The following is a 26,752-nucleotide window of genomic DNA, read 5'->3' as shown; positions in this document are numbered from 1 at the left end:
TAGATATTTATTAAATCTAAAAAAACTTTTAAAGGAATTTCAATGGCTCGCATTACAGTAGAAGATTGTATCGACAAGATAGATAATAGGTTCGAACTTGTTTTGCTCGCAAGTTATCGTGCTCGTCTTATATCACAAGGATCACATATCACTGTTTCTAGAGATAACGATAAAAATACCGTTGTATCTTTACGTGAAATTGCATGTGGAGGTATAGCTGTTGATGATTTGAAAGAAGATTTCATACATTCTCTTCAAAAACATGTTGAAATAGACGAACCAGATTATTATTCAGGCCCTCGAGGTGGTTCTGATTATCGCAATGATACAAATGTTCCATTAGAATCAATTTCTTTTGATGAAATTTCTGAAGAGGAACTCTTGGCAGGTATTGAAGGAATCGTTACTCCAGAGAAAAATGATGATTATTAAATTCTAGAGTCGAAAGGGACTTATTGGTTTAGTTATAAAGTATATACGTGTTGTGTTAAGAGTAATTTCAGTATATAATAGAATATTTTTATTTATAAAAATATGGCAGTACAGCTATGATAAGACAGTATGAGCTTGTAGAGCGTATTCAGTCTTATAACCCAAATGTTAATGAATCTCTTCTGAATAAAGCATATGTTTATGCTATGCAAAAGCATAGTCAGCAGAAGCGTGCAAGTGGCGATCCCTACATTTCTCATCCAATTGAAGTTGCAGCAATTCTCGCTGATATGCGTTTGGATGAATCTACTATAGTAGTAGCATTATTACACGATATACTTGAAGATACAACAGCGACGCGAGCCGAAATAGATGAGCTCTTTGGTCCAGAAGTTGGTCATCTTGTAGAAGACCTTACAAAAATTAAAAAAATAGAGATTGTTTCGTTTAAAACAAAACAGGCTGAGAATCTGCGTAAATTACTTTTGGCAATCTGTGATGATGTAAGAGTATTGCTTGTCAAGTTGGCAGATCGTCTGCATAATATGCGGACTCTTGATTATATGCCTCTCGATAAACGAATCGTCATTTCTAAAGAAACGATGGATATATATGCTCCGTTAGCTGGACGCATGGGCATGCAAGACATGCGTGAAGAACTGGAAGAACTTGCATTTAGTTATATTAATCCTGAAGCCTATAAAACAATAAAAGACCGGTTAGAGGAACTTTCTAGAAGAAATGGAAGTTTGGTTTTAAAAATTGAAGAAGAACTGAAAGAGCTTCTTGAGGAAAATAAAATTTTAAACGCTTGGGTTAAAGGAAGACAAAAGAGGGCTTATTCTATTTTCTGCAAAATGCAATCGAAATCATTATCATTTGAACAACTTTCTGATGTCTATGGTTTTCGTATTGTTGTTGAAGATATACCAAGTTGTTATCAGGTTCTTGGAATAATACACACACGTTGGAGAATTGTACCGGGTTATTTTAAAGATTATATATCAACAATGAAGCAGAACGGATATCGTTCATTACATACAACAATTATTGGACCTTCTTATCAACGTATAGAACTACAAATTCGTACCATTGCTATGGATGAAGTTGCTGAATATGGTGTTGCTGCTCATACCCTTTATAAGGATAGACGTACTAAAGATGATATTGAAGTTCTTTTGAGTGAAACAAGTGTCTATCTATGGCTTCGTCAGACTATAAAATCCCTGGCAGAAGGAAACAGCTCTCAAGAATTTCTGGAACATGCGAAATTGGAGTTATTTCAGGAGCAGGTTTTCTGTTTTACTCCTAAAGGCAAATTAATTGCTTTACCTCGAAATGCGACTCCTATTGATTTTGCTTATGCAGTACATACTAATATTGGTAATAGTTGTGTCGGCGCCAAAATAAATGGTAGAATAATGCCTCTTTTTACCCTGCTTAATAACGGGGATGAAGTGGAAATCATTCGTTCAAGTTGTCAAGTCCCACCTTCTGCCTGGGAAGAAGTCGTTGTTACGGGGAAAGCACGTTCTGCTATTCGCCGTGCTACGCGGCTGGAAGTTAGAAAACAATATTATAATATTGGACAGAGAATTCTTGAAAAAACTTTCAATAAGGCTGGCAAGGAATTTTCTGATACTCAACTTGAATCTGTTGTATCTCATCTTGGACAAAAAGAAGTAAAGGATTTGATAGCTTCTGTTGGTAGAGGGGAAGTATCTCCTGGTGAAATATTAAGTATTCTTTGGCCTGAGTTTAAAGAATATAAGACTCATACGGAAGACGATAAACGAAAAAAAATTGTCAAAACAACTTTATTGATGAAAGGCAAAAATCTTAAAAATGATATTGGTGCTTTGCCAATTAGAGGCCTTCCTGCCAATATACAAGTTATATTTTCTCAAACTGGTGCTTTACCGGGCGATCGTATCGTTGCTCTTATGCGTGGTAAAAAATCTATGGCTATCTATCCTATACAGTCTCCAGCGCTCCAAAAATTTGAAGATAAACCAGAACGCTGGGTGGATGTACGCTGGGATTTAGAAGCAACTGAAATTTACCGTTTTATATCCCATATTCGAATCAACGCCGTTAATACTCCAGGAGCACTCAAAATTATAACAACATGTATTGCCGATCTTAATATTAATATTCACAACATTCATACACCAAGAACTGCAGAAGATTTTACAGAAATACGTTTAGATGTTGAGGTTTTAGATGTTCAGCATCTTAGTGATTTAATTAAATGTCTTAACGATCTTGAGTGTGTGGCTACAGCATGTCGCGTTTTTGAATAGATTATGATATTTTTATCAGAATATGAAGCATATATGTTAAATTTTTATATAACCTTATCTCTATAAGGAATTACTAAAGTTAAAAGAAGAAACAATCGATTAAAAAGAGCGTTTTTAATGGTATAAAATTTTATGTATATAGTCTTAACTTTTGATAGTTTTTCTTTTTCTTATAAAGAAGAGATAAAGTCTATCTTTACAAGAAAGAAAGATTCCTTATGATTATAGGAATAGGCGTTGATATTATTGACATTCGACGCATTAAAAAGTCGATACAACGTTTTGGTGAACGGTTTACAGAACATTGTTTTACTAAAGAAGAAAGAGATAAATGTAATAGTTCTCCAGATCCTGCTGCTTCTTATGCTAAACGTTTTGCTGCCAAGGAAGCTTGTTCCAAAGCTTTAGGAACAGGGCTTGCACAAGGTGTATCCTGGAAAGATATGAACATTATTAACAGTGCGGGAGGCAAGCCGTCTATAGTATTATCAGGTGGTGCTAAAAAACATCTTTCTGCGATTATTTCAAGTCAATTCAATCCAGTAATTCATTTGACAATAAGTGATGAGTTTCCTTTTGCCCAGGCATTTGTAATAATAGAGGTTTGCCATAGTCCTTCATAAAGGCTGATGAAGATTGTATCTTAATCATTTAAATGAATTGAAGCAGATTAGTGGATTTTAAATATAAGGAAAATTGAATGACAAAAAAAGAAGTCAAAAAACAAAACATTTTTTTTGAAAATATAAAAGTTATTTTACAAGCTCTTATTTTGGCAACCGTTATTCGTACTGTCTTTTATCAACCTTTTACTATTCCTTCCGGATCAATGATGCCGACACTGCTTGTTGGAGATTATATTTTTGTAAGTAAATTTTCTTATGGTTATTCAAAATATTCTTTACCTTTTTCACCTAATCTTTTTAAAGGGCGTATTTTTTCTAGGGCACCACATCGGGGTGATATTGTTGTTTTTCGTTTACCAAGTAATCCAAAAATAGACTATATTAAGCGATTAGTAGGGCTTCCAGGTGATAGTATACAAGTTAAAGAAGGTATTTTATACATTAATAAACAGGCTATTCCTCGAAATCCGGATGGATTATTTTCTTCTGATTACAAGTTAAATCCTGGATTTAATATTCCGGTTTTTCGTGAGAAACTTGAGAATTCTGTGAGTTATGACATCCTTGATCAATACCCTTCATCGCCTGGTAATAACACTCAAGAATTTATAGTGCCTGCAGGTCATTATTTTATGATGGGAGATAATCGAGATAATTCACTTGATAGTCGATTTGATGTTGGTTATGTCCCTGAAGAAAATTTAATAGGTCGTGCTGATATTATATTTTTTTCTCTTGGTAATGATACTTCATTCGGTCAATTTTGGCTTTGGTTATCAAACATGCGATGGAATAGACTATTAAAGGTTTTATAATGTCTTATTCCAAGAAACAGTCTTATGCTTATTTTTTAGAGATAGAGTCTCACATAGGATATATTTTTTCTAATAAAGATCTTTTAAAAAAAGCTCTTACTCATTCAAGCATGAATAGGTTTTACGAAGAGAATTATGAGCGATTAGAGTTTTTAGGAGATCGTATTCTTGGTTTTTGTATCGCAAAACTTTTATTTGATAATTTTAATTTAGCCAAAGAGGGTGAACTTTCTGTGCGCTTTAATCACCTTGTTAGTGCTGAAACCTGTTCTCAAGTGGCAGAAGAATTACAGTTACATCTTTTTATTCGTGTTGGTTCTGATTTAAAGAAAGTTTCTGGAAAACCTATCGTAAACATTCAGGCTGATGTTATAGAAAGCTTGATTGCTGCAATTTATCTTGATGGTGGCTTGGAAGCTGCCAGTTCCTTTATCATAAAAAACTGGAAAAAACGTGCTCTTAAGACAGATGCTGCTCGGCGTGATGCAAAAACTGAATTGCAAGAGTGGGCACATGCAAAATTTGGCGTAACTCCTAAATACAAGGTAGATTCTCGTTCCGGGCCAGATCATGATCCACGTTTTACAGTTACTGTTGAAATTCCAGGAATAGATCCAGGTGTAGGTATTAATTGTTCAAAACGTGCTGCTGAACAAATTGCTGCAGCAGATATTTTAAAACGTGAGTTTATTTGGGAAGAAAATAAAAATGAAAGAAGTTAACGAAATAACTTCTGAGAGTGATCAGTTACAAGAATATAATAATACACCTTCTTTGCAAAAACGTTCAGGTTTTGTTGCTGTAATAGGGGCAACAAATGCAGGAAAATCGACACTCATTAATCGCTTGGTTAATGCAAAAGTTTCAATAGTTACGCATAAGGTTCAAACAACACGTTCAATTGTTCGTGGTATTACTATCTATAATAAAGTGACTCAAATTGTATTTATAGACACGCCAGGTATTTTCAACCCAAAGAATAATATTGATCAATCAATGATCAATGCAGCCTGGAAAACTCCTAAAAATGCTGATATAACATTTCTTATTATTGATAGCAAACGGGGTTTACAACCTGATGTTTATACTATCCTTGAAAGAATTTGTAAAACTCCTTACAGAAAAGTTCTTGTCCTCAATAAAATTGATTGTATAAAGCCTCACATTCTTCTTGAACAAGCTAAAACCGTCAACGAACTTTCAGATTTTGAGCGTACTTTTATGATATCTGCATCTAAAGGATATGGTTGTCAGAATATATTGGATTATCTTGGTTCTTCCTTACCAGAAGGTCCATGGTATTATCCTGAAGATCAAATCTCTGATATGCCAATGGCTCAATTTGCCGCTGAGATTACGCGTGAAAAACTATTTTTACGCCTTCATCAAGAAATACCATATTCTTCTCATGTTGTTACAGAAAAATGGGAAAATAGAAAAGATGGTTCAGTTTTTATACGACAAGTGATTTATGTAGAGCGTGAAAATCAAAGGAAGATAGCTCTAGGTAAGAATGGAGAGATTATAAAACTTATTTCTTTGGAATCTCGTAAAGAAATATCAGGCATTGTAAAAAAACCTGTTCATCTCTTTCTTTTTATTAAAGTACAAAAAATAAAAATGATCACTAAATTCATATAGAATCAAATCAATATCAATCGTATTTTTGAAGGGGAATTTTATGAAGAAAAGTTGTCTTGCTATTGTTCTTGCAGCAGGAAAAGGCACTCGCATGAAATCTTCTAAATTTAAAGTATTACAAAAAATTGCCAATCATCCTATGATTTCTCATGTTATGGAAGCAATATCAGATTCAGGAATTCAACATGTTGCATTGGTTGTTCCGCCTCATGCAGAAGAGATTTGTTCTGCCGCTTCCTTAAAAGGATTGGTTATCGAACATTTCGTACAACATGAACAAAACGGTACGGCACATGCTGTATTAGAAGCAAGAACTGCGATAGCACGTGGTTATGATGAAATCATTATTCTTTATGGGGATGTACCCCTTATTTCCAGTAAAACTATCCAATTAGCACGCGCCAAACTTTCTTTAAAGGATTCTATAGTTGTTATGGGTTTTGAAGCCAAGGATCCCAAGGGATATGGACGTTTATTGTTAGAAAATAATGAATTGATTGAAATTCGTGAAGAAAAAGATGCTACTGAAGATGAAAAGAAAAACTGTTTTTGCAATAGCGGTCTCATGATCATTAAAGGTACAAAAATACTTGATTGGCTTTCAAAGATTACCAATAATAATAAAAACAGAGAATATTATCTAACCGATCTCATTAAAATATGTCGTTTATCAGGAGAAAATGCTATTGCAGTCAAAGTCCCAGAAGATGAAGTTTTAGGTTGCAATAATTTTCTTGAACTTTCTGTTATTGAAAATATTTGGCAATCTCGTCGTCGTAATCAATTGATGTTATCAGGTGTAAACATGATTTCTCCAGAAACAGTTTTTCTTTCATATGACACTACAATTGAGCAAGATACAATTATTGAACCTAATGTCATATTTGGTTGTGATGTTGTAATAGAACAAAATGTAAAAATTCGTGCATTTTCATATCTAGAGGGAGTCTATGTAAGTTCAGGGGCTGAAGTTGGTCCTTTTGCACGTTTGCGTCCACAATCTAAGATAGGGAAAAACACTCGGATAGGAAATTTCTGTGAAATTAAGCAAGCAAATATAGGCGAGGGAACAAAAATAAATCATTTGAGTTATGTTGGTGACACTTTCGTGGGAAAAAACGCTAATATTGGTGCTGGTTCCATTACTTGCAACTATGATGGCACCAAAAAATATAATACAACAATAGGAGATAATGCTTTTATTGGTTCCAACTCAGCTTTAATAGCACCAGTTTCAATTGGAAATAATGCTTATGTGGCTTCTGGTAGCGTTATTACAAAAAATGTTCCTGAAAATGCCTTGGCGTTTGGAAGAATGCGTCAAACTATAAAAGAAAATCGTTCGTTATTAAAACAAAAGAAACAAGATTATACAATAGAAAAAAACTTTAAATGTATTTCCAAACAATAAACTGTAAAAACTTTTAATGAGTATACTCATTCAGAGAATTACAGGGAAAAATTCTTTCAGCTATGATAACAAAGGATAAGTTTTTAAAATGTGTGGAATCGTTGGCATTGTTAGTAGAAAGCCTGTAGTTGAACGTCTTCTAGATGCCTTGAAACGTCTTGAGTATCGTGGATATGATTCTTCAGGAATAGCCACTATTCATAATAAGAAAATCAATCGTTGCCGTGCTGAAGGTAAGCTCTCTAATTTAGAACAACTTCTAAAAGTGACACCATTGGAAGGTTCTACAGGTATAGCACATACTCGTTGGGCAACACATGGTCTTGCTAATGAAATAAATGCTCATCCTCATTGGGTTGATGGTGTTGCTGTAATACATAACGGTATTATTGAAAATTTTTCAGAGATAAAAGATAAACTTCTTCTCTCAGGGATTACATTTTCTAGCCAAACAGACACTGAAGTTATTGTTCAGCTCTTGGCAAAATTTAAGCGTGATGGCATGAATAGTAGAGATTCAATGACAACAATGCTAAAACATATTACGGGTGCATATACAATTGCAGCAATATTTGAAGATGATCCTTATACAATTTTGAGTGTACGAAATGGTCCTCCCTTGATCATTGGTCATGGTGAACAAGAAATGTTTCTTGCTTCTGATGCCGTTGCACTCGCACCATTTACAAATAAAATGACATATATTGAAGATGGGGATCTTGTTATACTCAAACCTTCAAGCTTTTGTATTCTTGATTTTAATGGCACAAAAATAGAGCGTCCAAGTAAAATTTTACAACCATCAAATTTTTTTGTTGAAAAAGGTCTTCATCGACACTTTATGGAAAAAGAAATTTATGAACAACCAGAAGCAATATCACGTACACTGAGTCATTATGTAAACTTTACTGAAAAGACAATTATTCCTGATATCTTTCAATTTGATTTCGCAAAACTTTCTGGTTTAGCTATTTCAGCTTGTGGAACTGCGTATTTATCTGGATTAGTTTCTAAATATTGGTTTAATCGTTTTGCAAAATTGCCTGTTGAAATAGATGTTGCCTCTGAATTCCGATATCGGGATCTTTCATTTCCATCTTCTTGGGCAGCTCTATTTATCTCTCAGTCTGGGGAAACAGCAGATACACTAGCAGCATTACGTTGTATACGTGCACAAAAATTAAATATTGGTTCAATTGTTAATATTATAGAATCAACTATTGCAAGAGAATCTAATTTCAGTTTTCCAATTTTAGCTGGGCCTGAAATTGGAGTAGCTTCTACAAAAGCTTTTACTTGTCAATTGCTGGTTTTAGCAATGATGGCTATTTATGCGGGTAAAATGAGAGGGGTTATTACTGAAACCGAAGAAAAAGAGTTTGTAAGTCATCTTATTGAGATACCTCGTATTATGTCTCATATTATCAATAACATTCATTTAAAAATAGAAGAGCTTTGTCGGGAAATTTCAAAATGTCTTAATGTCTTGTATATTGGGCGTGGTACAAATTTTCCTTTAGCTCTCGAAGGGGCTTTGAAGCTTAAGGAAGTTTCATATATCCATGCTGAAGGTTATGCTGCTGGTGAACTAAAACATGGTCCTATTGCTCTTATTGATGAAACAATACCTATTATTGTTATTGCTCCTTATGATAAGTGTTTCGAAAAAACAGTTTCTAATATGGAAGAAGCAGCAGCACGAAGAGGGCGCATTATTATGATTACAGATCAAAAAGGAGCATCAAGTACCAATTTACAAACTCTTGCAAAAATTGTTCTACCCAACGTACATGAACTTATTGCTCCTATAGTTTTTTCTTTACCTATCCAAATGATTGCCTACCATACAGCAGTATTTATAGGGACTGATGTGGACCAACCACGAAATCTAGCAAAGTCTGTAACGGTAGAATAGTTTTCATACTTTGAGAAGATAAAAAATCTGAAAGTTTAAAAATAGAAAGAATTTAATAATGGATAAGCGAACTTATTCCTCAATTATTATGATGAATATAAGAAACAATTTTCTGACAGGTCTCATTGTTTGTGCTCCAATAGCAATAACCATATGGTTAACATTGTCATTGATTAATTGGGTTGATAATTTTATTAATCTTTATATTCCAGAACGATATATGTATTCTTCTATTCCTGGTTTTGGGTTACTGATAGCAGTCATAGTCATCAATCTTGTTGGTCTTTTGGGAAGAAATCTTATTGGGAGATCCATTGTTAATTTTGGTGAAGCGATTATCAATTATACACCACTTGTAAGAAGCCTTTATAAGAGCAGTAAGCAAATCATTCAGACCATTCTAAAAGATAAAACAAATTCTTTTACAAAAGTTGGCTTGGTTGAATATCCTGGGCCTGGTATTTGGTCACTCTGTTTTATTAGCACGGATGTTCAAGGTGAATTAAAAGAGAAATTTTATGAAAAAAATTTTGAAGATATGGTCACCGTTTTTATCCCACCAACACCATTACCAACTGCTGGTATGTTATTATTTATCCCACGAAATAAAATAACTATACTTGATATGAGCGTTGAAGATGCTTTAAAATTTCTTATATCTTGTGGTCTGATAACACCTGAAAAAAAAGATAAGCTTTTATCAGATAATTCTAAGATATAATCTCAAAAAGATCCTGAATATGATGCAACCAATACTGGTATCATGACTTTAAGAAGGATATTCTAGATTCCTTATAATAGCTTTAGGGGGTGATTGTTCTATTTCTTCTATTGTCCAGCTATGGAAACCCTTTATTTTCAGGGAAGGGCGGGAAATAACGATAACAGGGTTTTTATGAATCAATTCATTTGTCTTTGTCCATTTAAAAAGCGGGGAGATGGTCGTAAGAAAGTGACTGGATTGATATATAAGACAAAAAATAAATGAAAGATCTGTATAGGATTTTTAAAAATTTATTTTTTGTTTTCTAAAAATGAACTTGACTTTTCTCTTTTTAGTTGAGACCTTAGGATAAGTTCATGTTAAAAAAGAACTTTTTTTTGCATTTAATTGGTTTCATAGATCACGTCAACAATACCATTACAATAAACCAAATTTGATTTAACATAGGATAAAGATAACTAAGTTCATAAGAAATTAAAATTCAACTAAAGAATAGCTGGCCTTTTTGTTTTTTTAAATTTCAAGGCAAGGAGAAAGTTAATTTTATAATGGATATTGCTTCTGAATATGAAGAATTGGCAAGAGAAACTGAAGTGTTTCGTCATGAATTACATCAATTCCCTGAGCTTTCTAATGAGGAATTTCAAACAACTTCCAAAATTCGCAATTTTTTACAAAGGTATCAAATTAGAATTCTTGATTTGCAATTAAGAACAGGAATAGTTGCTGAGGTTGGCCCTGAAACAAGTGAATTTTTGGTTATCTTACGTGCAGATATTGATGCGTTACCAATTACAGAAGAAAATGATGATATTTATACTTCGCAATATAGAGGTGTCATGCATGCATGTGGACATGACTTTCATACGTCAGTAGTTTTAGGGGCGGCAGTTCTACTCAAGAAAAGTGAAGCACAATTAAAAGGTTGTGTCCGTATTTTATTTCAGCCTGCAGAAGAGATAGGAACTGGCGCACTAGAGCTGGTTGCTGCTGGTGCATTAGAAGGGGCGGCGGCTATTTTTGGAATTCATAATGATCCAACTTTGCCTGTAGGTGTAATTGGGAGTAAGGAAGGTGCTCTTACAGCGTGTGTTGATCGTTTTAAAATTAATATTCATGCAGAAGGGACACATGCTGCGAGACCTCAGGATGGGAAGGATCCTGTTATTATTGCTGGTCAAATTATCAATGTAGTACAAACATTAGTGAGTCGTAGTATTGGCTCAGATCAAAATGCTGTTGTTTCTATAACGCAGGTTCATAGTGGGAGTACATGGAATGTTATTCCCAATAATGCATATTTAGAAGGTACAGTACGTACTTTTAATCAACAAACACGCTTTTTAATTGAGAAAAAATTTCGTCAACTTTTGCAAGGTCTGGCTAGTGCTTTTGAAGCCATCATTGAATTGGATTGGCAAGCAGGACCTCCATCTGTAGTCAACGATATAAAATGGACAGATTTTTCATTGAAGGTTGCAAAATCAAGTGGCTTTGAAACTTGTGTTGTAGAACCAACTCCTATTGGTGAGGATTTTGCTTTTTATCAGCAAATAATTCCTGGTGCGTTTATGATGATTGGTTCAGGTGGGCCATACCCTTTGCATCACCCTAAATTTAAGGTGGATGATAAAGTTTTATTTCCGGCAGCACGGTATCTTGCAAATTTAACCACTGCAGCACTTATTGATTTAAGTAAAAATGCATGACATCGTTGGCTATGCTCCTTCGTGGCTGCATAGTTACTTACTTCACTGCGGATACTCTTGTTACGATGATCTCTACAAGGAAAAAAGTTAACAAAAAAGTCTTACCTTTTTAGCTGTAACTAAACACAAGAAAAAATCCATTAAAATCAAGAGGTTATAAAAGAGTTTTCGATATCATTATAACGATAAAGATATAATAAATTACAGATAGCTTTTCCTCGTGTAGTTTTTAGTTTTGGATCCATCTTAATCAGAGCATAAGCATCTTTACGGGCTATCTCTAGCAAATCTTGATGTATTTCAAGATTTGCTATCAGAAATTTTGGAACACCAGATTGTTTTATGCCGAGGATTTCTCCTTCTCCGCGTTGCTTTAAATCTTCTTCTGCAATTCGAAAGCCGTCTTCTGTTTTACGTAAAATTGATAATCTTGAATATGCATGTTTTGTTAATGGAATGCAATAGAGCAATATACAAGTAGAAGGTTCTTCACTGCGTCCAATGCGTCCTCTTAGTTGATGCAGTTGAGCAAGCCCAAAATTTTCAGCATGTTCTATAACCATAATTGAAGCATCTGAAACATCAACTCCGACCTCAATGACTGTGGTAGCAACCAATACACTAATGTCACCTTTTTTAAAAGCTGCCATAACAGCTTCCTTATCCGATTCACTCATGCGTCCATGAATTAATCCTACTTTTTTTCTTAAAAAATTACTGAGTTGTTCAAATCTTTGTATTGCTGAACCAAGAAAAGATTGATCATTTTCTTCGATTTTTGGACAAATCCAATACGCTTTTTTCCCTTCACTCAATACGCTATTTAACCTGTCTATCACCTTATCGATTTTTGTTATTGGGATTGTAACAGTTGTTATTGGCTTTCTTCCAACTGGTTTTTCTGTTATTTTTGATACATCCATATCACCAAAGGCAATCAGAACCAAAGTACGCGGAATAGGTGTTGCTGTCATCATCAATATATGTGGTGATATTCCCTTATCAACAAGCTTTAAACGTTGATGGACACCAAAACGCTGTTGTTCATCAATAACAACCAATATCAAATTATGATACTGAATTGAATCCTGAAATAATGCATGAGTTCCAATAATAATTTGTGATTTTCCAGAAGCAATACGTTCTAATGCTTCGAAACGTTTAGTTTTATTCATATTTCCTGTCAGGATTTCGATTCCAATGGTATCATCTTGAATTGATTTTCTAATGAAATCATAATGTTGCTGCGCTAAAACAGAGATAGGTACCATTATGACTGCCTGACCACCTGCTTCTATAGCTGCTGCCATAGCTATTAAAGCAACCAATGTTTTTCCTGAACCTACATCCCCTTGGAGCATACGCAACATACGCTCATTATTTGACATATCGTTAAGGATATCTTCGATTGCATTAATCTGACTTTTTGTAGGAACAAAAGGAAGTTTTTTAAGTATCTTGTGAATAAGATCACCCTTGACACGTACGGGAATCCCAACTTGTTTTTAAATTTTTGACGAACCAAGAGTAAAGCAATCTGATTGGCGAGTAATTCATCATAAGCAAGACGTCTTCGGGCTGGAGATTGTAAATCCAGGTCTGCTTTATCACGTGGTTGATGAAGTCTTTTAAAGGCATCTATAAAAGAAGGAAAATTTTGTTTTTGTAAAAATATGGCATCAAGCCACTCAGGTAAAGAAGATAATTGAGATAATAACGTCGCAATGACTTTTTGAAAAACTTTTCCTGAAAGACCAGCAGTAAGAAGATAAACAGGCTCAAGAAGAGGAAAATTCGCATCTTGTGTATGACACACACTACATTGAGGATGGATCATTAAAAGTTTTCCATTGATTTTTTTTATCTTTCCAGTAACTGTAACTTCATTTCCATTTGGAAAAAGTTTTTTGAGCCATTGAAATTCACCACGAAAAAACATGAGTGTTATTTTACCGGTTTCATCAGCAATCAAAATCTTGTAAGGAACATTTTTACGAACAATCGGAACATGATGATGAATAACAAGACCTTTAACTGTGACGAGCTTTCCTATAGGGATTTGAGAAATTTTGAAATGACAGGTACGGTCAATGACCGATGATGGCAGATGAAACAATAAATCAATGACACAAGTCTCTTCTGATTTCTCAGATGTAACAAGTTTGGATAACAATACGGTTAGCTTTGGACCAACTCCAGGAATGGAGGAAATAGAAGAAAAAAAAGGATCAAGAAGAGATGGACGCATTATAATTTAAAATGATACAAAAGATATCACAGATATACACAAATATATATGAAGGAAATAGACTTTTTATATGAATATTTCATTATTTACGAGTGCTCATTTCGATTCTCGTCGTCGCTGTATATTTTATCGCTGTTGGCGACGTGGTATGCGTGAAATAGATCTTATTTTAGGTTCTTTTATAGAAAAAGAGATTCTTGATCTCAGTGAAGATGAGCTTGAGGAGATTGAATTACTTTTAGCAGAAGAAGATAGTCACCTTTTTCAGTGGTTTATGGGAATTGTATCAGTGCCAGAACATCTAAACACACAGCTTTTTAAACGTATTTGCAATTATTGTCCTCCAATGAATCTACTTTAGGAAACATTCCCAATGGTTTCTGGTCTCAATTTTGCAAAACTGGATGATAACTCATATACAAAAACAACTATTGCCAATGCACCTTCTGGAATAGAAGCATTTTTACTGGCAGAAATAGTCCAATACAAAAATTATGTTGCTTATATTTCTTCTGATGAACGACAGTTAACACATCTGAAGAAAATTCTTTCTTTTACTGCTCCTGAGGTCCAAGTACTCACACTTCCAGCCTGGGATTGTCTTCCCTATGATCGAATATCACCTTCAAGGCATATTTCTGCAAGCCGTTTGTCAACGTTTTTTCATTTACTTTCCTATAAAAAAAACGCAAAAACCCATTATTGTGTTAACAACAGTTAATGCTATGATGCAAAAATCAATATCTCCTGAAATTGTAAAAAATTGTCAGTTTTCACTACGACGTGGCGATCAGATTAATCTGACAAATATTGCAGAAAAACTGGAAAAATATGGTTTTGAAAATGTAAATATTGTACGCGAAGCGGGTGATTATGTTGTACGTGGAGGCATCCTTGATATTTATATACCAGGAACAGAATGTCCGGTAAGACTAGATTTCTTTGGCAACACCTTGGAAAGCTTGCGTTGTTTTAATCCTCAAAGTCAACGTACATTTAAAGAAATATCTTCTATTGAGGTTTATGCCCTCAGTGAAGTTATATTGACACCTGAAAAGATTAATCTTTTTCGTAAAAAATATCTTTCAAATTTTGGCGCCGTTATCCAGGAGGATCCTTTTTATCTTTCCATATCTGAAGGACGTCGCTATCCTGGAATGGAACATTGGTTACCTTTATTCTATGAAAATTTAGAAACCACTTTTTTTTATCTGTCAGATTTTTATCTTGTTACGGATTCTTCTATAAAAGAAGCGGCGGAGGAACGTTCTAACCTCATTTATGATTATTTTGAAGCAAGACGTCACTTTAATTTTACTACTAATACTAAAAAAGACAGCATTCCATATAAACCAATTTCTCCAGAAGATCTTTATCTGGATAATCAGCAATTCAACTCTATACTCAATAATACAAAAAATACAACGCGTATTACAGCTTTTCATGAAGAAGAAAGTAACGATCATAAAGTTATCTCTTTGAAAGCAAAACCAGGAAATCGTTGGACTCAATTGATATCAGGAAAACTATTGTCGACAAAAGATACAGAAACATCAGGAGTGATTGATCAGCTCATAGAATATATTAATAAAAAGAATCCCTCTGAAAAAAAAATATTGATTTGTGCTTGGTCAGAAGGTTCTCTTCAACACTTTTTAGACATCCTGAAAAAACATGGAAACAAAAAAATAGAATCTGTTAATTCTTGGAGTGCTCTGAAAACTTTAAGAAAGGATATCATTGGAGCAAGTGTTCTGCCTCTTGAAGCAGGATTCGAGACAGAAAATCTTCTTGTAATTAGTGAAAAGGATGTCTTCGGGGATCGTATGATCCGTCGTTCTCGACGACAGAAACAAACATCTCGTTTTATTTTTGAAGCAACTGATATAGAAGAGGGAACAATTGTTGTTCATGCTGAACATGGTATAGGTCGTTTTATCTGTCTACGCACTATACAAGTAGCTGGAGCATCACATGCGTGCCTCGAATTGCTTTATGCTGATGATAACAAACTATTTCTTCCTGTTGAAAATATTGAACTATTATCTCGGTATGGTTCCGAGGATTCGACAGCTGTTCTTGATAAATTAGGAGGAATATCCTGGCAAAATCGTAAGGAACAACTGAAGAAACAACTCAGGGATATAGCACAAGGCCTGATAGATGTAGCTGCCAAACGACTTCTTCGTGATGTTAAAGCACTTACGATTCCACAAAATATCTATGAAGAGTTTGTTTCTGGTTTTCCTTATGATGAAACAGAAGATCAACTGAATGCTATTGAAGCTGTTCGAAATGATCTTGCCAGCGGTCGACCTATGGACAGATTAATTTGTGGAGATGTTGGCTTTGGAAAAACTGAAGTAGCATTACGGTGCGCCTTTATTGCTGCGATGAATGGCTTTCAAGTAGCAATGATAGCACCGACAACACTTTTAGCACGTCAACATTTTCATACTTTTTTAAAACGGTTTAGTAATTTTCCAATCAAAATAGCCAATGTTTCACGTCTTGTAAGCATAAAAGAGCTTACTTCTATAAAAAAAGAAATAGCAGAAAACAAAGTGGATATTGTTATTGGAACTCATAAGTTATTAGGCCATACGATACAGTTTTCTAATCTTGGTCTTGTTATTATTGATGAAGAACAACATTTTGGTGTAAAACATAAAGAACGACTTAAAGAGCTAAAAAATGATGTTCATATATTAACTCTTTCAGCCACACCAATTCCCCGGACATTACAATTGGCTATGACAGGGGTGCGTGACTTATCCCTGATCACTATACCTCCAATCGATCGTGTACCTATTCGAACAACAATTTCAATTTTTGATTCCTTGCTTATCCGTAAAACTTTAATGCGTGAACACTACCGTGGTGGTCAAAGTTTCTATGTCTGTCCACGCCTTTCGGATTTAGAAGAGAACTATGAGTTTCTTCAATCAGAGATGCCAGAACTTAAAGTAATAATAGCGCATGGGAAAATGCCTTCTAAAAAATTAGAAGATGTTATGACTGCTTTTTATGAAGGTGCTTATGATATTCTTCTTTGCACTTCTATTGTTGAATCCGGACTGGATTTACCAACAGCGAATACGATCATTGTTTATCGGGCAGATATGTTTGGATTAGCTCAGCTCTATCAGCTACGAGGCCGTGTTGGGCGTTCAAAAGTACATGCTTTTGCTTTATTTACTCTTCCAACAAATCAACTTTTAACGGCAGCTGCAGAAAAAAGGCTCAAAATTTTCCAATCCCTTAATACACTGGGGGCAGGATTTCAACTTGCCAGTCATGATCTTGATATTCGTGGAGCAGGTAATCTTCTTGGCGAAGAACAATCTGGGCATATAAAGGAAGTTGGTTTTGAACTTTATCAAAAAATGCTTGAAGAGACTGTGGCAGAGATACAAAATAAAGAGGAAATTATTAATGCGGACTGGTCTCCACAAATTTCTATAGGTGTTTCTGTTTTGTTTCCAGAAGAATATATCCCCGATATAAATCTACGCCTTCAGCTGTATCGTCGTCTTGGAAATATTTCTGATAGTGCAGAAATAGATCTTTTTAATGCAGAAATGATTGATCGTTTTGGACCATTACCTGTTGAAGCAGATCATTTACTTAAAATAGTTTATTTGAAATCACTGTGTCGGATAACGAATGTTGCCAAGATAGAAGCAGGCCCGAAAGGAATTGTTATACACTTCAGGAATAAGAAATTTGCAAACCCTCAAGCACTTATTGAATATGTTCACCATAAACAGAACAAGATTAAGATTCGTCCTGACCAAAGTGTCTTCTTTTCATATGCTTTATCAACAGCAGAAAAACGACTGACAGCAACACAACGGATTATGCTTGATTTATCCAGGTTAATCAAAACATAATTGAGAACACTGCCAGGAAACAACTATTTTAGAGATCAAAAAAATTTCCTGATCCTGAAAAAGAAGATGTATAGTTTCGAACACTCTCATAGCGGTGTAAAGCGCTTAAGAGCTATTAATTATAATTATTATGATTTTTTGGATACTGATTATAGGAAACATGTAAGAGATGCTTTTAGGTATACTTTTTCATCTCTTACTCCTTATGATTGTGGATTTTTGTATGGGGCTCTTGTTGTCTCAGACGCCATCTTTGTTCATAAATGTATTTTAAAAGTTCATAAGATAACAAGATATCAGATAGAATGCCCAAATAACGGAAAGAAGACAAAAAACGACTAAAAGAAAGACCTTTAGACGTATCAATAAAAATTCCTTGCGTGAATAACATAACGGACTAAACTTGCCAAAGGGTATTTCCTCAGGAAGGATAGTTGTTGAAAAAATAGGAAACCTCCTCGGTTTCTGTATCGACGAGACAAGACGTATATATTCCTTTTTAAAATAAGACGGAGAATAAGCAGGCGTATACATAGTTATTCTCCTTTCTGTGTCTGACCTAAATACACACCTAAGTTGCAATATGCAAGAAAATTCTCATAGGTATCGTAAACAAATGGTTGATTTGTTTCTGGTTGATGTGGGTGTGTTTTAGGAGTCAATGACTTCACGTTAAGAGTATTACAACTCTCACTAGGACTTAAGGTCGTATTATTATACTTACCATATGACCTTGAGGCTCGTACCCTCACTTCAAGGATTTTTACTAGATATTTGCAAACGTACCAGCCAACTTTACCAGAACTTTGTTTTTTAACAAGTTTCGCATGGACAAAACCATAATTCCATGCAGAAGTAAGCTCTCTATATTTGACAGGCTTATCGGGACTTTTCTCATGTACCAAATAATGCATATGTGGTAATCCCGACTGGTGACGTTCACATACGATAAGATAAGTTAGTTTGGCAATTGCTGTATTATTTCTCCTATAATTTTTTCTTTACCAATTCAGCTCATTGCTTATCATAGAGCAGTATTTATGGGGACAGATGTAGATCAACCTTGAAATCTGGCAAAGTCTGTAACACTTGATATTATCACACAAAAATGAGTAAAATTTATTATTTTTCTTGACTCTTTTTCCTCATTCCTCCATGTTTCCCTCATAAACGCACAAGCCGAAAAGAACGCCGTAAAACCCCGTCGTTCAGGCGTGGATATAAGGTGAAAAAGCCTCAATGATTAGTAGGAATAAATTATGTAGCGTTGGCGTGGTAATAAGAACTAAAGATCGGGCGGTTTTATTACGACGAGCGCTAGAAAGCGTGCAACAATCAACATACGAGAATTGGAAACTTGTCATTATTAATGATGGAGGTGAATCCGAAGATGTAGACTGGTTAGTGAGTAAAATTTTTTGCGGAGATACCAGGGTGCAAGTAATCCATCATCCTGTTTCCCTAGGAATGGAAGCGGCTTCAAACGCTGGTATTGCTAAACTTGACACGAAGTACGCTGTGATACACGATGATGACGACAGTTGGTCACCGGAATTCCTTTCTTCCATGATCTCTACCATAGATCGAAAGATTGCGATTTTTCCCTCCATTAAAGGGATAGTTAGTTTTACCAATATTGTTTACGAGACAGTTTCTGGTAACGGAATCATTATTGATAAAGTAAAACCGTTTCGCTCTGACATGATAGGAGAAGGATTTTTGAATGTTCAAAAGATGCTGATAAAAAATCAGTTTCCACCAATCGCTTTTATGTTTGACTTAGAAGAGGCGAGGGCTCTTGGATTGTTTAACGAAAGCCTTCCGGTTTTAGGTGACTGGGATTTTAATATGCGTTTCATTTTGAAACACGATATTTGGGTGCTACCGGAATATCTCAGTTTTTATCATCACCGAACATCAGCCTCTGGTGCACTCAGTAATACAATCTATTGTGGCCATAAACAGCATAAACTGTATACTCAAAAAATTCGAAACGATCTTATTCGGAAAGCTGTCGGAGAAGACGGCCGTTTTACATTTAATATGACTGTTCTCAGTGAAATTCAAGAACTATTAGACTGGTCGATCCATAACAGAAGTGTTGAGCAACCTAAATGGCGAAAGAAACTTTCGACTGTATTTAGACGCGTTCGCAATTTTTTATTGAGACGAGGCAACTAAAAATGAAGAAATACAAGTTGGTGACCTTCGACATTTTTGACACGTTGCTGCATCGTAGGATTCGCGCTCCTGTTGATATTTTTGAGGCTGTTCGACTGGCCGTCATGCAAAACAAAATTGCCTTGCTCAATCACAACACATTGATGTCTTTTACCCACGATCGGATGCGGGCCGAGTCGGAAGCCCGGCAGCACCTCGAAAAAATAATCGAAGCAGAAGGCGAAGTCAGTTTTAGCGAAATTTACGATCGCTACGAAGACATGACGGGCTGTGAACCAGAGTTACGAAATTTGCTCGAGTCTAAAGAACTAGAGCTTGAAAAGGCCTTTTTGTTCGCGAGTGATACAGGCCTCAAGGTTTTCGATGAAATGAAGGGCATGGCTGAACAAGTAGCCTTCATTTCAGACATGTATTTACCCAGCGACTGGCTGAGCACCATTCTGGAAGAGAAGGGATTTCGTGGTGCGTCAAAACTGCCAATTTTTGTCTCAGCAGAGTATAGGAAAAGTAAGTGGCGTGGAACTCTCTATCAGGAAGTTGCGCAGGCACTCGGTGTTACTCCTTCTGCCGCCTGGCTTCATGTGGGAGATAATATTCACTCTGATATATCCCAAGCCAGCAACCAATCTATAAGCACACGATTTGCAGATTGGGCCAAAGTTGACAATCGGCGAATCCCAACGACTGCAACGCATACGGAATACTTGGTAAGAAGTATTTTGGATTTTATTGACCTGCCTCAAGCTCGCCACTTCTTACCCAGTGATGGATACAGCAGCATCGGCTATAGGCTGTTTGGTCCGCTTATTTTTGGTTTCATGATGTGGGTGATGGCGAGAACAAAAGAAGCGAAGCTGAATAAATTGGTATTCATTGCGCGAGATGGACAATTGCCCCATCAGCTTTTCGAAACACTCAAGACCCAGTACGGACTGAGTCAGGTTTCCACCTCGTATGTATATTTCTCAAGAAGTGTTGGTTTACAGTTCGGATTAAAAGAATGGGATGTCGACCAACTTTTGACTGTATTGGGGTCGGGGAGGATTCATAGATCAATCGAAAGTTGCTTAGCGATGTTAGGTTATGACGCAAATTTGATGCCTCCGTTGCTTGAAAGATTTGGCTTCAAAATTGGTGACATTGTAAGCAAAAATAGGCGTTCGGTTGCTCATCTTTTATTCACAACTATTTTCGATCACACTTTGCGAACAAATAGATCGCAGCGCGAAAAATTCAAAAGATACTTTGACACACATTTTTCACCTGACGAAAAAATCGGCTTGGTTGATATAGGTTGGAACGGAAACATTCAGCGTTATCTTATTAGTACGCTTGACTCTCGTTACTCTAAAGATCAATTCCTTGGGCTTTATTTGGGTCTACATTCCCCGGCACATTATAACAGGGAAAGAGGGTTTAACATGGAGGGCTGGGTGTCTAATTATGGTCAAGTCCTGCATGTCCAAGAATACCTGAACTCCGGTGGAGTCGAGCTGTTAGAGTTTGCTCTAACCGCTGACCACGGCACAGTCATCGGCTTTAAGGACGATGACCTCGGCAATATCTCGCCTGTCCTAGAGGAACCATTTCCTGAAGAAATATCCTATCGAGAAAAAGCAATGAAAGTACAGATGGGCATAAGACAATTTGTCAAGGATCATAAATATTTGCTTGACTATTACTCTCCAGGTATACTGAGCTGCACAGCTTGGTCTGCGCCGTTCGAGAGATTAGTCACAAGTCCAACTCCTGACGAGATCCATCTATTAGCGGGATTGTCGCATTCAGATATAGCCGGGAATACAGCCTCTAGATTAGTTCTTGCTGCACGACAAGACAACAGGACACGAAAGTCAAAACGATTGATGGCGATTGCCAGAGAACAAGCTTTCTGGAAAGCTTGTTTTGACAGGTTGAATTACAGTTGATCGGCAACGCTAGCTGAAAGCCGCTGTCGCCTCCGCTCAACCAATGAATTCGCCAGGAGAGGCTGAAGAAATTTTGGCCTGTCCTGGCGTCTTTAGATTTGTGCCTGGTTGTTCCTCTCCAGAAAAGATTCCTAGATTGTAGGGAACTTCAAATAGTTTATAAATGCAGCGTGAGTGGTGGATACTGTTAATTTTTCTCTATGAGTGCTACGCTAGGAAGATCGATAGGATCAAGATCTGGAACACGAATAGGAGCTATAACTTCTGGTTCTATTCTTTTACAATTTCCTTACGAATTTTACGAATACGCCTTTCAATAACCTTTTCAGAAGGACTTCTGAAGCCAGGAAAGATACGAGAAGGACTACTACTAGGGTATGGAAGCCTCTCACGTGGAGGCATCCAAGACGGAGGTTTTGAAGAAACAATTTTCAATTCTCCTCTTCTTAAGTGCTCTACACCGCTGTGAGAGTAGGGCGGTTGCGCTATTCTCGTTGGATAAGCAGGTCTGGACATTAGTCATCCTCCTCTCGTGTCTGACCTAAATACACATATAAGTTGCAATATGCAAGAAAATTCTCATAAGTATCGTAAATATACAGCTACTTCTCCTGGTCTTCGTATTTTATAGCATATGATTAATACTTATGATGGTCTTCCATGGTAATTGACGCGTTGGAAAGGTGGTGATGGTAAAAATAGGCCCCGTCGTTTTGTCGCTCATTCGGGGTGAAGCAGAAGAACGTCAACGTCGGCCGACTAATTGTCGCATAATATATATTATGGAACTATATATTTGGTTTAAGTCTGTCTGCCCGTAAACTTGTCGCGAGGTTCTAATTATGTCTACTAAAGTTATATCAGAATATACTACTGAGTTTATTGTTTCTTAATCTAATGAAAGAATTAAAACGATCTTTTTGTTTACGATACTTATGAGAATTCTCTTGCATATTGCAACTTAGGTGTGTATTCATGTCAGACACAAGAAGAGGATACCTAATGTTTAGACCTGCGAGAATAGCGCAACTGCCTTACTCTCACAGCGGTGTAAAGCGCTTAAGGATGCATTCTTATTATAATAAGGATTTTTTAAATGTTCCAAAGTTTTCTAAAAATCTTTTCGTATCCAGACATCCCTTTTAATTGGATAGTTCTGCCCTTGCCCTCGCTGAGCTTGGTTATGTTTCTTTTGTCCCGTTTTCGTTTTTCTCGCATGAACCTTCTAGGTTCTTATTATATTCTCGTTTGGCTTCTCGTCTTTTGTATCTCGCTGGTCTTCTTTAATTATCTGTTCCTGTAATAGTTTATCTCTATAAACAAGGTTATTTCGATCATTTTTTGGAACAGTTATTCCAGCTTTGGTTCATGCTACGCGGTTATATTTAGGAAGTTATGAATTAGTTTTGTGGTAGTCTAACATCCTGTTTGGTTTGCTCCAACGGGTTATATGGGTATGTTAAAGGTGTTTTATCTGTTCCTGATATGGAATGCTTTACGTAATGATTCTTTTTATCCGTTATTTAGTTGTATTCTCTTATCTGAAAAGGTTTTTTTAATATAATAATCTTAATATAAAAAAATGCCTTATAAATAAATTTTATAAAAATAATATTAAGAAGGTATAGTAGTTTATGCATAGAAATTATCTCTATTATCAAATAGTTAATCTAAGCATACAGAATAGAATCATACTAGCTGGTTCAATAACAATATTATTAATGTGCTTCTTTGCATTTAAAACAGCTCGTATATTAATCATATTATTAGCGCTAATTACTATATCATTCTTTTTTCAATAAACTATTGCTTAATGGATTAAGAGAACTCTTGGATTAGAAACCATGGATGATTTAATCATATTAAAAGCATGCTCAAGGTCTACTCTGCTAGGTGCTTCATAATAATCTTGAATAGAAAGAACACATTTTTTTAAAAAATTTGATCCTTGTATGGTCGGATTTATCATAATAATGAATATTCGTATAGAATCTTTCTTTGCCTTAGAACATACCTCAAGGGTTTTCTGATTACTATCATAATAAGGATTATAACTATTAACACCATCGGTTACAAAAATAATATTTTTATCATATGTTAAATGATGTTTTGACATATGAGCTCCTTTCTCTTGTACAGAGATAAGATTATTATAGGCTTTTGACATCGCAGGAAAAGAATTTGTAAATGAATACGTTGTCAAGTTCTTAATATGATATTTTAATTTATCTGTTGTCCATGAAGATTCGCTTTCGCCGACCACGTATTGTGAAAACTCAACAGAACCTACGCGATAAGTAAATAAATCAAAGTGATCCAAGTAAGTCAGTATAGACAATACTTCATCCTTGATTAAATTAATTTTTTTTTCCGACGTATAAATAAGATAAGGATATTCCGTTTTACAATCCCTTGTGACTAATTCAGGAGGTGCATCGATTGCGCAACTCATAGAACCAGAAACATCAAGAACAAATTGTAAAGAAAAAGGATTAACTTTCTCTGTACCAGAACTCGTAACTGGTTGTGCTAATGCAGTACTAGAAACTCTTATTATCAGAGGATTGAGATATTCTTGAGAAAAATCCTTTAAAATATAAGGAATCATTTTATAGCTTGTTATCACTTTTATAACATATGATAATATACCGTCCTTATTCACAGAATCTATTGAAATAACAGCAGAATTTATTATTTTCTGTACATCTTCTCCAGGAAATCCCTGCCCCAAAAGCTCTGTTTTCAGACTATTCTTAATTAATTGAATTTCATGCTCTAATGTTGTACTTTGCTTTTGAATATTTTCTGTAATATTATTACTTACTATAAATTCTGCGCCAGCTAAAGCAGCAGCATCACTTGATTCTTGCATCGATAAATAAATATATACACGGTCAGTTATGTTCATAACCAAGCCAGAAGAGAGGCAGAATATAGATATTAACAAGGCAGTTAACAGTACAAAATTTCCATTATTATTTATACAAACATGCCTTAAATGTTTTTTTAATTTAAGATATATGTTGACTAACATCATGTAATATTATTTATCTTGAATTTATAAAAATTTAAACCAATAATTATGTAATAATATATTTATGGTTTATATCGGTGTAATTATTAAACTTATATCCATGACATATTATTTTTACAAGGATCTTATATATAATATATAATAAGTACCTTTATTAATAAGTAGCTTAATCAATGATTAGAAAAATACCTACAAAGCCCTACCAAGATCAAAAGGCTGGCACTTCAGGGCTCCGCAAAAAAGTTCCAGTGTTTCAGCAAGAACATTATGTTGAAAATTTTATACAGTCAATTTTTAACGTAATAAAAAACTGTAGTGATGAAGTGCTTGTTATCGGTGGCGATGGCAGGTTCTATAATCGAGTCGTGATACAAAAAATTATCAAGATGGCTGCAGCAAATAAATTCGGAAAAGTATTGGTTGGCAAAGGAGGATTGCTCTCGACTCCTGCTGCTTCTCATATTATCCGCAAATATAAAGCTGCTGGAGGAATAATTCTTTCAGCTTCACATAACCCTGGTGGACCTCTGGAAGATTTTGGCATCAAGTATAATGTAAGCAATGGTGGACCAGCCTCAGAAAAAATTACAGATGATATCTTCGAAATATCAAAAAAATTACTTTTTATGAAATTTTAGAAGCAGATGACATCGATATTGATCACATCTGTACCCAAGAAATCTCTGGAATGATTGTCTCAATTATTGACCCTATTGAAGATTACACAGCATTGATGGAACAACTCTTTGATTTTACAGAGATCAGTAATCTGATTAGCTTTGGTTTTCATCTACAAATAGATTGTATGAACGCTGTTACCGGTCCTTATGCAAAAGAAATTATTGAAACTAAACTTGGAGCTCCTCTTGGTTCAGTGCATAACTTTGTTCCATTGGAGGATTTTGGAGGACGTCATCCCGATCCAAATCTTATCCACGCAAAAGCCCTTTACGATGATATGATGCACGAAAACGGTCCTGATTTTGGAGCTGCTTGTGATGGGGATGGTGATCGTAATATGATCCTTGGAAAAGGTATGTTCGTAACTCCTTCTGATAGCTTGGCAATTATAGCAGCTAATGCTGCTTTAATACCTGGATATTCTTCTGGATTAAAAGGTGTAGCGCGTTCTATGCCTACTAGTACTGCTGTTGATCTTGTCGCTGAAAAAATGGGATTTGACATTTTTGAAGCTCCAACTGGATGGAAGTTTTTTAACAACCTTCTTGATAACGATAAAGTAACAATTTGTGGAGAAGAAAGCTTTGGGACTGGTTCTAATCATTTGCGGGAAAAAGATGGGTTATGGGCAATATTATTTTGGCTTAATATTCTAGCTGTTCGTGGAGAAAGTGTTGCAGAAATTGTACGCAAACATTGGGCTACTTATGGAAGACATTATTACTCAAGGCATGATTATGAAGAAGTAAACATATCATCTGCGAATCAATTAATGGAAAACCTTCGTAATAAACTGCATACTCTTAAAGGGTCTACGTTTTATGAAATGACAATAGCAAAAGCTGATGATTTTCAATATCATGATCCTATTGATCAAACGATAAGTAACCAACAAGGGATTCGTATTATATTTGAAGGGCATTCAAGAATAGTATATAGACTCTCTGGAACTGGAACTGATGGAGCAACACTTCGCATTTACATTGAACATTACGAAATTGATCCAGGCAAGCATTCCCAGGAAACTCAAAAAGCGCTTTCCAAACTTATAAATATTGCTAACGAGATTGCATCTGTAGAACAATACATTAAACGAAGCAACCCTACGATTATAACTTAATAGACAACTCTCTTACAACCCCTTTATTTTCAAGGCTTTCAGAATCTTTTTAGTCGAACCTAAAAAAGGTAAGACCTATTTTGTTGACTTT

17 protein-coding genes and 4 pseudogenes are annotated in these 26,752 nt (G+C 35.4%); 17 read left to right on the top strand and 4 right to left on the bottom strand.

The window, feature by feature from the left end:
* The first annotated feature begins 42 nt into the window (after positions 1-42).
* The 10 genes from rpoZ (at position 43) to B488_RS03310 (ending at position 11,576) form a co-directional block, all read left to right on the top strand.
* Positions 43-432, top strand: a complete 390-nt coding sequence (gene rpoZ, locus B488_RS03355; RefSeq protein WP_015273113.1) for a DNA-directed RNA polymerase subunit omega — start codon at positions 43-45, stop codon at positions 430-432.
* A 116-nt stretch (positions 433-548) separates the two neighbouring features.
* Positions 549-2,735 (top strand): RelA/SpoT family protein, encoded by a 2,187-nt coding sequence (locus tag B488_RS03350; protein WP_015273112.1) that lies wholly within the window; start codon positions 549-551, stop codon positions 2,733-2,735.
* 218 nt (positions 2,736-2,953) lie between these two features.
* Positions 2,954-3,358: a holo-ACP synthase gene (acpS, locus tag B488_RS03345; protein ID WP_015273111.1), complete on the top strand. Its 405-nt coding sequence runs from the start codon at positions 2,954-2,956 to the stop codon at positions 3,356-3,358.
* 77 nt (positions 3,359-3,435) lie between these two features.
* Complete coding sequence (lepB, locus tag B488_RS03340) at positions 3,436-4,176, top strand: signal peptidase I (RefSeq protein ID WP_015273110.1); 741 nt, start codon at positions 3,436-3,438, stop codon at positions 4,174-4,176.
* The gene (rnc, locus tag B488_RS03335; RefSeq protein ID WP_015273109.1) at positions 4,176-4,898 is read left to right on the top strand and encodes a ribonuclease III; all 723 of its coding nucleotides are present in this window, start codon (positions 4,176-4,178) and stop codon (positions 4,896-4,898) included. The genes lepB and rnc overlap by 1 nt, the downstream gene beginning before the upstream one ends.
* Positions 4,885-5,817, top strand: a complete 933-nt coding sequence (era, locus tag B488_RS03330) for a GTPase Era (protein ID WP_015273108.1) — start codon at positions 4,885-4,887, stop codon at positions 5,815-5,817. The genes rnc and era overlap by 14 nt, the downstream gene beginning before the upstream one ends.
* 40 nt (positions 5,818-5,857) lie before the next feature.
* On the top strand, positions 5,858-7,228 hold the full coding sequence (gene glmU, locus B488_RS03325; RefSeq protein WP_015273107.1) for a bifunctional UDP-N-acetylglucosamine diphosphorylase/glucosamine-1-phosphate N-acetyltransferase GlmU: 1,371 nt from the start codon (positions 5,858-5,860) through the stop codon (positions 7,226-7,228).
* An 88-nt stretch (positions 7,229-7,316) separates the two neighbouring features.
* On the top strand, positions 7,317-9,143 hold the full coding sequence (gene glmS, locus B488_RS03320) for a glutamine--fructose-6-phosphate transaminase (isomerizing) (protein WP_015273106.1): 1,827 nt from the start codon (positions 7,317-7,319) through the stop codon (positions 9,141-9,143).
* A gap of 58 nt (positions 9,144-9,201) precedes the next feature.
* Complete coding sequence (locus tag B488_RS03315) at positions 9,202-9,864, top strand: DUF502 domain-containing protein (RefSeq protein WP_015273105.1); 663 nt, start codon at positions 9,202-9,204, stop codon at positions 9,862-9,864.
* A 551-nt stretch (positions 9,865-10,415) separates the two neighbouring features.
* A complete protein-coding gene (locus tag B488_RS03310; protein WP_015273103.1) occupies positions 10,416-11,576 on the top strand; it encodes an amidohydrolase in 1,161 nt (386 codons plus the stop codon).
* A 146-nt stretch (positions 11,577-11,722) separates the two neighbouring features.
* On the opposite strand, the pseudogene recG reads toward B488_RS03310, so the two are convergent.
* Positions 11,723-13,824, bottom strand: a pseudogene (gene recG / locus B488_RS03305) (ATP-dependent DNA helicase RecG).
* Positions 13,825-13,894: 70 nt separating this feature from the next.
* On the opposite strand from recG, the gene B488_RS03300 reads away from it, so the two are divergent.
* Together B488_RS03300 and mfd are read left to right on the top strand one after the other, a co-directional pair.
* On the top strand, positions 13,895-14,185 hold the full coding sequence (locus B488_RS03300; RefSeq protein WP_015273101.1) for a succinate dehydrogenase assembly factor 2: 291 nt from the start codon (positions 13,895-13,897) through the stop codon (positions 14,183-14,185).
* 12 nt (positions 14,186-14,197) lie between these two features.
* Positions 14,198-17,717: pseudogene (gene mfd / locus B488_RS03295) on the top strand (transcription-repair coupling factor).
* Positions 17,718-18,253: 536 nt separating this feature from the next.
* Here mfd and B488_RS03285 read toward each other — a convergent pair.
* Positions 18,254-18,667 carry a hypothetical protein gene (locus B488_RS03285; RefSeq protein ID WP_425277617.1) on the bottom strand — a complete coding sequence of 138 codons (414 nt, stop codon included), beginning with the start codon at positions 18,665-18,667 and terminating at the stop codon, positions 18,254-18,256.
* 27 nt (positions 18,668-18,694) lie between these two features.
* On the opposite strand from B488_RS03285, the pseudogene B488_RS07500 reads away from it, so the two are divergent.
* The 3 genes and pseudogenes from B488_RS07500 to B488_RS03275 form a co-directional block, all read left to right on the top strand.
* Positions 18,695-18,784, top strand: a pseudogene (locus tag B488_RS07500) (SIS domain-containing protein); the annotation flags it as partial.
* Between the two features lie 205 nt (positions 18,785-18,989).
* Positions 18,990-19,898, top strand: a complete 909-nt coding sequence (locus B488_RS03280; protein ID WP_172792742.1) for a glycosyltransferase — start codon at positions 18,990-18,992, stop codon at positions 19,896-19,898.
* Positions 19,899-19,900: 2 nt separating this feature from the next.
* Positions 19,901-21,826: an HAD family hydrolase gene (locus tag B488_RS03275; protein WP_015273097.1), complete on the top strand. Its 1,926-nt coding sequence runs from the start codon at positions 19,901-19,903 to the stop codon at positions 21,824-21,826.
* A 270-nt stretch (positions 21,827-22,096) separates the two neighbouring features.
* Here B488_RS03275 and B488_RS03270 read toward each other — a convergent pair whose 3' ends face one another.
* Positions 22,097-22,342, bottom strand: coding sequence for a hypothetical protein (locus B488_RS03270; RefSeq protein ID WP_041770668.1), 246 nt, complete (start codon positions 22,340-22,342; stop codon positions 22,097-22,099).
* A gap of 630 nt (positions 22,343-22,972) precedes the next feature.
* Between B488_RS03270 and B488_RS07190 the strand changes: the two genes are divergently transcribed.
* Positions 22,973-23,113, top strand: a complete 141-nt coding sequence (locus B488_RS07190; protein WP_015273095.1) for a hypothetical protein — start codon at positions 22,973-22,975, stop codon at positions 23,111-23,113.
* 523 nt (positions 23,114-23,636) lie between these two features.
* On the opposite strand, the gene B488_RS03265 is transcribed toward B488_RS07190, so the two are convergent.
* On the bottom strand, positions 23,637-24,734 hold the full coding sequence (locus B488_RS03265; protein ID WP_172792741.1) for a vWA domain-containing protein: 1,098 nt from the start codon (positions 24,732-24,734) through the stop codon (positions 23,637-23,639).
* Positions 24,735-25,033: 299 nt separating this feature from the next.
* On the opposite strand from B488_RS03265, the pseudogene B488_RS03260 reads away from it, so the two are divergent.
* Positions 25,034-26,661 (top strand): annotated as a pseudogene (locus tag B488_RS03260) (alpha-D-glucose phosphate-specific phosphoglucomutase).
* The last annotated feature ends 91 nt before the right edge of the window (positions 26,662-26,752 follow it).

The organism is Liberibacter crescens BT-1 (assembly GCF_000325745.1).
GTDB classification, from domain to species: Bacteria; Pseudomonadota; Alphaproteobacteria; order Rhizobiales; family Rhizobiaceae; genus Liberibacter; species Liberibacter crescens.
The sequence above is the reverse complement of the archived record's forward strand: the minus strand, read 5'-3'. Positions and strand labels throughout refer to the sequence as shown.